The 9,107-nt window shown below is 63.9% G+C and carries 12 protein-coding genes; 6 read left to right on the top strand and 6 right to left on the bottom strand.

Annotation, left to right across the window (positions count from 1 at the left end; all coding sequences use genetic code 11):
- On the top strand, positions 1-254 hold a 254-nt coding region (locus tag NKI58_RS31690), incomplete at its 5' end, for a hypothetical protein (protein WP_352825537.1).
- Positions 255-348: 94 nt separating this feature from the next.
- Here the strand turns inward: NKI58_RS31690 and NKI58_RS31685 are convergent.
- Together NKI58_RS31685 and NKI58_RS31680 are read right to left on the bottom strand one after the other, a co-directional pair.
- Entirely contained in the window at positions 349-1,140 is a 792-nt protein-coding gene (locus tag NKI58_RS31685; RefSeq protein WP_352825539.1) for an SDR family oxidoreductase, read from the bottom strand.
- 66 nt (positions 1,141-1,206) lie between these two features.
- Entirely contained in the window at positions 1,207-1,668 is a 462-nt protein-coding gene (locus NKI58_RS31680) for a RidA family protein (protein ID WP_352452755.1), read from the bottom strand.
- Between the two features lie 97 nt (positions 1,669-1,765).
- Between NKI58_RS31680 and NKI58_RS31675 the strand changes: the two genes are divergently transcribed.
- Positions 1,766-2,617 (top strand): LysR family transcriptional regulator, encoded by an 852-nt coding sequence (locus NKI58_RS31675; RefSeq protein WP_352786083.1) that lies wholly within the window; start codon positions 1,766-1,768, stop codon positions 2,615-2,617.
- Positions 2,618-2,636: 19 nt separating this feature from the next.
- On the opposite strand, the gene NKI58_RS31670 is transcribed toward NKI58_RS31675, so the two are convergent.
- Positions 2,637-3,392, bottom strand: coding sequence for an SDR family NAD(P)-dependent oxidoreductase (locus NKI58_RS31670; RefSeq protein ID WP_352786081.1), 756 nt, complete (start codon positions 3,390-3,392; stop codon positions 2,637-2,639).
- 83 nt (positions 3,393-3,475) lie between these two features.
- Positions 3,476-4,144 (bottom strand): glutathione S-transferase family protein, encoded by a 669-nt coding sequence (locus NKI58_RS31665; protein ID WP_352786079.1) that lies wholly within the window; start codon positions 4,142-4,144, stop codon positions 3,476-3,478.
- Positions 4,145-4,295: 151 nt separating this feature from the next.
- Between NKI58_RS31665 and NKI58_RS31660 the strand changes: the two genes are divergently transcribed.
- Positions 4,296-4,472, top strand: coding sequence for a CsbD family protein (locus NKI58_RS31660; protein ID WP_352786076.1), 177 nt, complete (start codon positions 4,296-4,298; stop codon positions 4,470-4,472).
- A gap of 67 nt (positions 4,473-4,539) precedes the next feature.
- Here the strand turns inward: NKI58_RS31660 and NKI58_RS31655 are convergent, their stop codons facing one another.
- Complete coding sequence (locus tag NKI58_RS31655) at positions 4,540-5,670, bottom strand: metallophosphoesterase (RefSeq protein WP_352786073.1); 1,131 nt, start codon at positions 5,668-5,670, stop codon at positions 4,540-4,542.
- Between the two features lie 119 nt (positions 5,671-5,789).
- Here NKI58_RS31655 and NKI58_RS31650 point away from each other — a divergent pair, with 119 nt between their 5' ends.
- Positions 5,790-6,383, top strand: coding sequence for a hypothetical protein (locus tag NKI58_RS31650; RefSeq protein WP_352786070.1), 594 nt, complete (start codon positions 5,790-5,792; stop codon positions 6,381-6,383).
- A gap of 49 nt (positions 6,384-6,432) precedes the next feature.
- Here the strand turns inward: NKI58_RS31650 and NKI58_RS31645 are convergent, their stop codons facing one another.
- The gene (locus NKI58_RS31645) at positions 6,433-7,044 is read right to left on the bottom strand and encodes a TetR/AcrR family transcriptional regulator (RefSeq protein ID WP_352786067.1); all 612 of its coding nucleotides are present in this window, start codon (positions 7,042-7,044) and stop codon (positions 6,433-6,435) included.
- A 150-nt stretch (positions 7,045-7,194) separates the two neighbouring features.
- Between NKI58_RS31645 and NKI58_RS31640 the strand changes: the two genes are divergently transcribed.
- Both NKI58_RS31640 and NKI58_RS31635 read left to right on the top strand, forming a co-directional pair.
- Positions 7,195-7,977, top strand: a complete 783-nt coding sequence (locus NKI58_RS31640; RefSeq protein WP_352786064.1) for an NIPSNAP family protein — start codon at positions 7,195-7,197, stop codon at positions 7,975-7,977.
- A 113-nt stretch (positions 7,978-8,090) separates the two neighbouring features.
- Entirely contained in the window at positions 8,091-8,849 is a 759-nt protein-coding gene (locus tag NKI58_RS31635) for an SDR family NAD(P)-dependent oxidoreductase (protein ID WP_352786061.1), read from the top strand.
- Positions 8,850-9,107 lie beyond the last annotated feature (258 nt).

Genomic DNA, 9,107 nt, shown 5'->3' with positions numbered 1-9,107 from the left:
AACCGCTTCGACGCACCTCCTGCAACAAACAGAAGCGGACATCTGATGTGCTACAAAAACCGGACAACTTGAAAAGCTACCGACATTTTTTTGATTTTCCACACTCGCGGAGACGCGCGGCGGCGGCCCGCGCCAGCACATCGGACGGCGAAAGCCGGGCTATTGCCCGCCGAAAAAACCAATCAGCCGGGAACCATTTTGGCGCCGGGGCATTCTTTCGGTGTCGAAAGCCGTTCTTGAAAGAGCGATCTTGAGAGAGGCGGACGACAAACAGGACGCCCCCGCGCAGATAAAAGGCACGAGGGGCGTTCCTGTGATGCGACCATTCGCGCCGCTGCACCCTGCCCCTCACAGCATGGCCCGGCTGAGCCCGCCATCCACCGGCAAAGCCACGCCGGTGATATAGGTGGCGTCGTCGCTGGCCAGGAATGCGGCAACCGCGCCGAATTCGGCGGGGGTCCCGTAGCGCTTTGCCGGGATTTCGGCCTCACTCTCGGCGGCGATCACAGCAGCGTCCACACCCCTGTCGGCGGCGTCCATCGCGTCGAACTGTTTCGTCCGGTCCGTCGCAAAACGGCCAGGCAGCAACAGGTTGACGGTGACGCCGTCCGCCGCCACTTCGCCGGCCAGGGTCTTGGCCCAGCCGGCAAGCGACGCACGCAACGCATTCGAAGCGGTGAGGCCGGGGATCGGCTCGCGGACGGACGTGGAGGAAACGGCGATGATGCGCCCCCAGCGCCGCGACCGCATGCCTGGCAGGAAAGAAATGGCGATACGCATCTGGCTCAGCACCATGCTGGTGAACTGCTTCTCCCAGACGCTCGCATCGAAGACGCTGGCCGCGAAGGGCGGCGGGCCGCCGCCATTGAGCAGGACGATGTCGATCCGCTGATGCTCGTCCTCGATGGCACGGATCAGCCGGGAGACGCTGTCGTTATCGGAAAGATCGGCGCTGAAGGTCGAGCAGACGGGGCCGGCGGACTCGATCGCGCGCCGCGCCGCGTCCAGGGTCTCCTTCCCGCGTCCGACCAGGATGATCTCGGCGCCTTTCGCCGCGAGCGCTTCGGCGACGCCGAAACCGAGGCCCTTGCCTCCGCCGAGAACCAGCGCCTTCCGCCTCTCAAGATTTGTACTTATCAAGCCAAGCCTCCCCTGGTTTCGCTGCGCACTCTCGGATCAGGCCTGAGTGCATGCTTTGGGCGTGCATCAGCGGACATGCACAATGGCGTCGGCTTCGACCGGAACATTGGCCGGCAAGCCGGCCATGCCGAGCGAGCAGCGGGCATGCTCGCCACGCTCGCCAAAAACATGGAGCAGAAATTCGGATGCTCCGTTGCCGACCTCCGAATAGGCCGCAAAGCCGGCCGCCGCGTTCACATAGACGGTCAGCTTGGCGAATTTCACGACGCGGTCGAGATTGCCGTCCAATTCCTTGTCCAGCCAATAGACGATGTTGGCCGCGCAGAGCCGGGCGGCGTTCCGCGCCGTGGCCAGATCGATCTCTGCGCCAACCTGGCCGATCGCAGCGATCTCCTGCCCGATCTCGGGGATCTGACCGGAGACATAGACGATGTCTGCGACCCGAACCGTCGGCGAGAATGGCAAAGCGGGCCGATCGAGCGACGGCCAGGCGACACCGAACTCCTCAAATCTTCGTCTGTAGGACAAGGTGGCTGCTCCCGTTTTCGTTGGTGCGAGCGGACCTTGAATTCAGATCGGGCTTTCGGATAGCCTGATAGTGCTGACACAGCTATCAGGAATTCTTATGACTGGAGATATCGACGTCCGGCTGCTGCGCGCCTTCGTCACCGTGGCCGATACGGGAACGGTGAGCCGGGCGGCCGATCGGCTTGCCCGCACGCAGGCGGCGGTGAGTATGCAGCTTCAGCGCCTCGAGGGTGAAGTCGGCGCCGAGCTGCTGCGCCGTTCGCCGCGCGGCGTGACGCTGACCGAGGCCGGCGAGATCCTGCTCGCCTTCGCCCGCAAGGCCATCGCGATCGGCGACGATGCCAGGCGCGAGATAGAAGGCCGCAGGCTGGTCGGCCGTGTCCGGCTGGGCATCGTCGAGGATTTGGCGGTGACACGGCTGCCGTTGATCATTGCCGACTTCCGCCGCCGGCATCCTTCCGTGGAGATCGAGCTGATGTCGGCCAGCAGCAGCGATCTCAGCAAGTCGCTGGGCGAAGGAAGATGCGACATCGTCATGGCCGATCCGGCGCGCTTCACAATGGCGCCGCGAGGCCATCTGTCACGACAGCTGGTCTGGGCGGCAAGCCGCATGATCGAGATCGATGGCGAGGTCGAGCTTCCGCTGATCATCTTCGAAGGCGCCTGCTCCTGGCAGGACAGGATGCTGGCTTCGCTCGCCGAGGCCGGGATCGGCTGGAAGATCGGCTGCCGCGTGTCGACCTTCGCGACACTGATCTCGGCGCTGAGGGCCGGGCTTGGCATCGGCCTTCTGCTGCAGGAAGGACTACCGCCCGACTGCCAAAGCCTCAACGGACGCTTCAACCTGCCGCCGGCGCCGATGGCGGATTTCGGCGTCTACCTCGCGAGGGACCCGTCGCGGCTGGTCGAGGAGTGTGGCGATTTCCTGCGGGCGGGATTTGAGGCGTAGCGAAAATATCTGACGCCGTTCACCGTTCCTGGTCGGTCGGGCGGATGACGATCTCGTTGACGTTGACGTGTGGCGGCTGGCTCACGGCGTAGAGAATGGCCGCGGCGATGTCCTCGGCGGTCAGCGCCTCCATGGCGGCGAGCCGCTGGTCGAGCCCGGCCTTCGCCGCCGGGTTGGTGACATGGTCGCCGAGTTCGGTGCGCACAAGGCCGGGCTCGATGACGGTGACGCGAACCTTATCGGCATAGACTTCGCGGCGCAGCGATTCGGAAAAGCCGACGACGCCGAACTTGGTTGCGGCATAGCCGCTGGCGCCGGGATTGGCGACGCGTCCGGCGATTGACGAGACATTGACGATGTGCCCCTTGGCGGACCTGAGATGCGGCAGCGCCGCCTTGGTGACGCCCATCAGCGCCAGCAGGTTGAGCTCGATCATGCGGCGCCAGTCGTCGAGCAACGCCTCGGCGGCCGGCGACAGAAGCATCACCCCGGCATTGTTGACGAGGATGTCGAGGCGGCTCCATTCGGCGACAACCTTGTCGACCATGGCGGTGACATCGTCGTTGCTGGTGACGTCGGCCTGGATGCGGAGCGCCGTGCCGCCGGCCTTTTCGATACGCGCGGCCAGCGCTTCGAGACGATCGGCGCGGCGTGCGGCAATCGCCACCTTGGCCCCGGCGGCTGCGAGCGCCACAGCCGTTGCCTCGCCGATGCCCGAGGAGGCGCCGGTGACGAGTGCGACCTTGCCGGCTAGTGCGGAAGAAACAGATGTCATTGTGAAGTCTCCAAGGCCCCAGCCCGAGCTTCAGATAGGCCGCGGGCCGCGAAGTGGAAGACCAGCTTGCCGGTTGCTCGGCTCTATTCGTCTGGGCCGGGCTCCGGCCAAGGCTCTTTCGCCGCCTCGGCATACCAGTGGCGCATCGCCGGCATCGAAAGCACGGCGTCGACATAGGCGCGGGTATCGGTTGCCAGCGTGCCGCCATAGGTGTCGAAGCGGGTGACAACCGGCGCGTACATGGCGTCGGCCGCGGTGAAATGGCCAAACAGAAACGGGCCGCCTTTGCCGTGCTTTTCGCGGCATTCGCGCCATAGCCCTTCGATGCGCGCCCGTTGCGCCTCACCTTCGGCGTCGAGCGGCTTGTGGCCTTTCGGCCGGCGCAAATTCATCGGCCAGCCATAGCGGACTTCGCGAAAGCCCGAATGCATCTCTGTCGCCGCCGAGCGGGCGAGCGCGCGGGCGCCGATATCGGCCGGCCACAGCTTTTTCTCGGGAAACAGCTCGGCAAGATATTCAAGGATGGCAAGGGTTTCCCAGACGATCCGGACCTCGCCATTCGGCAGCCGATGGTTCAGCACCGGCACCTGACCGGTCGGCGATATCCTGGCCAGATTGGCCGCGGTCTCGGGCGTGCGCAGGCGCACAAAACCCTCCTCGAACGGGATCTCCAGATGCTTCATCGCCAGCCATGGCCTCAGTGACCACGACGAAAAGCACTTGTTGCCGATGAAGAGCGTGAATTCAGCCATTGTCCCTCCGGCCCCTGTCTGTTCGGGCGTCCTGGTGCACCCTATCCTGTCGGCTTCGCGGCCGGAAGCTATCCCAATCGACGGGCAGAACCCGGAACCTAAGTGATCGGCAACCGTTTCCCTGGGCGAACGGTTCAGGAGATGCGCGACGGTGAACAAGGATCAGGTGGCAGGCGTTGCCAAGCAAGCCAAGGGCTCGGTCAAGCAGACCGCCGGCAAGGCCACCGGCAACAGGCGGACCGAGACCGAAGGCGACGTCGACAAGGCCACCGGCAAGATGCAGAAGGGTTACGGCGACGTGAAGGACAAGGTGAAGAAGGCGCTTTGAGCGCTGACCCTTCGCAGACCAGGAAAAAGGCGGTTCGGCCGCCTTTTTTTGCGCCCTTTCTTATCCGTCAGAAAGTCAGGCTTTTGCTGTATGCATTGGTGAAGGTAACCTCGCCATGATCTCCGGCGGCTTCGCCCAGCACCACATCCATGCTGTTTCCCGTCACCCGCGCCAACGCAAAGCCGCCCATGAAGGCGGCCTTCGGCTTGAACAAGTCGAGCCCGTCACGGTGGTAGATCATCGGCGTCGCGTGCTGGTGGCCATGGAAGATGCCGACGACGTTGTAACCCTTCAGCACAGTCAGCAGCGCCTGCCTGTCGGCTTCGCTCCACCAGTGGGGCGGACCCTTGCCGCCGTCGTCGAAGGTTTTCTCGGCGGCGTCCCATCTTTCGATCGAAAAAGTATCCCAGCCATAATGCTGGAACAGGATGACCGGGCGGCCGTCGCCGGCATAAGTCGCCAGGTCCTGCTTCAGCCATGGCAGGCTGCTGACGGCGCCATGGCCGGTATCGCCGGCGAAACGGTGCGTCTGGACAAGATGCAGGCCGCCCCAATCCCATGAATAGCAGTCGGTCTCGACGTCGTAGTCGGTCGCCGGCGCAGGCGGCTTGAAGAACACGCCGGGGCGGTGGTTGACCTCGACGTAGTCGCGCATTTCGCGGCGGTACCAGTCGACATGCGAGCGCGGGCCGTTCTGGTCGAGGTCGTGGTTGCCGAGGCCGACATAGACCGGCATGTGCACGCGGTCGGGGCCGACGCCTTGCTGGTAGCGCTGGCTGAACTGAAGCAGTTGCGTGCCCTCGCTGGGCTGGGTGATCTGGCCGCCGCCATCATCGGTGATGTCGCCGCCAACGACGAGGCCGAGCGGCGTGCCGATTTTGCCCGTCGAGCGCAGGGCGGTGGCAACGCCATCGATTTCAGCCGGCCATTGCCTGTCGCCGACGCCGTTGAGTGCGGCGACGTTGCGCAGCAAGGCAGCGTCTGTCTTGCCCTCCTGCTCGCAGTGCGGGCTCAATCCGTTCGCCATGCGGCAGGCATGGACATCAGCGATAAACAGGAAAGTGGCGTCGATCGGCGGGATGCGCTGCCCGGTCTGGCCGAAGGCCGGGCGCGAAACGGCGCCGGCCGCGGCAACGGCCGCTGCCTTCATCAGGAACCTGCGCCGGGAAACCGGCCGGGCGGAAATGCGATGCATCATGCGCTAAAATTCAGCACGACGCGGACCGGCAGTCCAGTTGCTCGCAAAGTGTGTCGACACGTTCCCCCAGGTCTGGCATTGCTTTCGGCATTCAACTTACGCGGGCAGAGGAGGACGCCATGAAAGCTACATCCATCCGCATGACAATGGCCATTCTGGCGGTGACGAGCACAGCGCAAGGCGCCGAGTGCATCGACGCCAAATCGGCCAAGGCCGGCTTTATTCTCGAAAGGGCTGGCATCCACAGCGAATTTCGTCCGGCGGCGGGCGGAATGGTTGCCGTGGCCAACAAATACCAGTCGCAATCGCCGCAGTCGCAGTACCTGTTCGGCGGGCTGATCGAAGTGTTTCGCGACAGCAGCACAGGGCAGCTGGCGATGATCCCGTTTTCCGATCTCAGGAAGGTGTTCCCGCTGAAGGCGGGTGCCAAGAGCAAGATCGTATTTGCCCGTCTCGCACCGAACAAGCCGCCGAAGGGCACCGAGACGCTGGAGATCAACATCAAGGGCAAGGAGACGTTCAGCCTGGGTGATTGCAAATACTCCGTGCTCGCGGTCAAGCAGACCATCAGGAGCGAGGCCGGCGAGATGCGGGACGAGTTTACCGCGCTTTACGCACCCGACCTGCAGGCGGTTGTGGCCAGACGCTATGACGAGGGTACCAGTGCCGAAAGCGTGGTCGGCTACGAGCTGATCAAGCCGCTGCCGAATTAAGAGCTCGGCCTCCCCGCCTCGGTCATAGTGAGCGACTGTCCTGCCGGCGTCAGAGGGCTCTGTGCAGTATCCTGTTACGTCGCCTCGTTCCTGTTTTGGACGACATAACTCCCTGCTCCAACGCCATCAGGCAGTCACGCAGCGCGCTTGCGTCCTGTGCGGTCTTGGCCATCGACATGGCGCCCGAATAGCTGGCGACGGCGAGCGCTGCGAAGCGCTGCGGATCGGTACCTAGCTCCCGGCCCGCCTGCTGGTCGGCGCTGATCTTGTCGGCGATCGCCTGACGCCAGGTAGAAAAAATGCTGGCAAGGGCAATGCGAAAATCCGGATCGGCAAGCGACAGTTCATGCGCCAGGTTGTTGAGCGGGCAGCCGCGCACGAAACCCTGCTGCTCCAGCTCCGCCGCGACGGCCGCGAACACGGAGCGCACGCCCTCGCGCGCTGAGGGAGCCATCCGCATCGGCGCGATCCAAGTCTCTTCTACGGCGGCGGCGACCCGCTCCTCGATCACTGCGAGCGCCAGCGCCTTCTTGGTTGGGAAATGGTGGTGCAGCGCGCCGCCGGTGACGCCCGCCGTCGCCATCAGGTCGCCCATGCTGGATGCATGATAGCCGCGTGCCTGAAACGCCTCCTCGGCGACATCGAGCACCTTTTTGCGCATGCCTTCGGGGTCGTTGGTGCGTTTTTGAGCCCGCGACCTTGGGCGAGCGGATATCTCTGCTGACATCTTCACACGATAGCAGATTGACAAAACAGGACAATCGGTCTGTTTTGTAAAACAGGATGACTGTCCTGTTTTGGAGCTCGCGCGATGAACCTGCCTTTGAACGCCATACCTAATCCCGATCTGCTCGCCTCGCCCGTTGTCGAACTCAGGCAATACACGCTGAAACCCGGCAGGCGCGAGACGCTGATCGGCATCTTCGATAATCACCTGATCGAGAGCCAGGAAACCGCGGGGATGACCATCATCGGCCAGTTCCGCGATCTCCACCGGCCGGATATGTTCGTCTGGCTGCGCGGCTTCGACGGTATGGAAGCGCGGAAAAACGCTCTGACCGCCTTCTATGACGGGCCGGTCTGGGCTGCCTGGCGCGACGCCGCCAACGCCACGATGATCTCATCCGACGACGTGCTGCTGCTGAAGCCGGCTTGGCCAGGCGCCGGCCTAGACCTCTCGGGATCGAAACGAGTACCCCAGTCGGACCCCGAAGAACCCAGCGCAAGCAGTGATTTGCAGGCAATTGTTGTCATCAGGATTCATTATTTGCAACCTGGCCTGGAAGCCCGTTTCGCCAATGACTTCCAGACCGCGGCCCTTCCGGTGCTCGCCGCATTTGGCGCGTCGCCGCTCGCCGCCTTCGTTACCGAACATGCCGAAAACAGCTTTCCGCGGCTGCCGGTGCGGGCCAGCGAAAACGTCTTCATCAGCATCACCGGTTTCGCCAGCGCCGATGCACATGCCCGCCACGAGGCAGCCTTGGCTGCCTCCCCGGAGTGGCAAGTGTTCGAGCAGAGCGTCCATTCACGTATGGCCAAGCCGACTGAGACTTTGCGGCTGTCGCCAACCTCACAATCGCTGCTTGGGCGGTGAGACGAGGCGAAGTTTCATACGCTGGGATAGGCAGGCGACTTGACCCGGAGTGCAGGCAGCGCTGCTCTGGGGTTCATGCCGCCGGCGGAAGGCGGCACGTGCGGGAGTGTTGGATGAGACTAGGCGGCAAACGGGCACTGGTCACCGGCGGCTCGGACGGGATCGGGCTGGCAATCGCCGAGGCTTTCTTGCGCGAAGGCGCGGACGTGCTGATCGTCGGCCGCGAAGGCAAAAAGCTCGACGCCGCCCGCAAGCAGCTCGGGGATAATGTCGGAACGCTTTCGGCCGACCTGTCGGCCAGCGCCGGGATCAATGCCGTGGTCGAGCATGCCAGGCGCGGCCCACCTGTCGATATCCTCGTCAACAATGCTGGCGTAGCGTTCCTTGTGCCGTTCGAGACCGTCAGCGAGGACCAGTTCCAGCAGTCGTTCGCGCTCAACGTCACGGCGGTATTCTTTCTCACCCAACGGCTGTTGCCGCATCTCGCGCCGGGTGCGGCCTCGGTGATCAACATCTCGTCCTATTTCGCGCACAAGATGATCCCGAAGCGGCCGTCCAGCCTCTATTCGCTGTCGAAGGGCGCGCTCAATTCGCTGGCCAAGTCGCTCGCCTTCGAGCTCGGGCCGCGCGGCATAAGAGTCAACGCCATCGCGCCCGGCACGGTCGACACAGCGATGCGGCGCAGGTCGATCGAAAACCTGCCTGAGGCCGCGCAAGCCGAGCTCAAGGCCTATGTCGAGCGCAGCTACCCGCTCGGCCGCATCGGCCGAACCAGCGACCTTGCCGGCATCGCCGCCTATCTCGCCAGCGACGAAGCGGCATGGACCAGCGGCGGAATCTTCGCCGTGGATGGAGGATACACGGCGGGGTGAGGTTGCGATCTCCCCCTCGAGGGGGAGATGGCCGGCAGGCCAGAGGGGGTCGTCTCGCGTGGAACACCAGCCTGTTCCGTCCGCTATGGGAGTTGCGTCAAGACCTACCGACCCCCTCTGTCGCCTTCGGCGACATCTCCCCCTCAAGTGGGGAGATTGCCAGCACCTTCAACCGATTTGCATTCCCGTCACCCGCAATCTCCGCTTGAAGGCATTTGTGCAACGCGATACGCCGTTTGCAAATTGCAAACCGGAGAG

It is taken from the genome of Mesorhizobium sp. M0522 (assembly GCF_040321085.1).
Taxonomy (GTDB): domain Bacteria; phylum Pseudomonadota; class Alphaproteobacteria; order Rhizobiales; family Rhizobiaceae; genus Mesorhizobium.
This window is presented reverse-complemented; position numbering and strand designations above follow the sequence as displayed.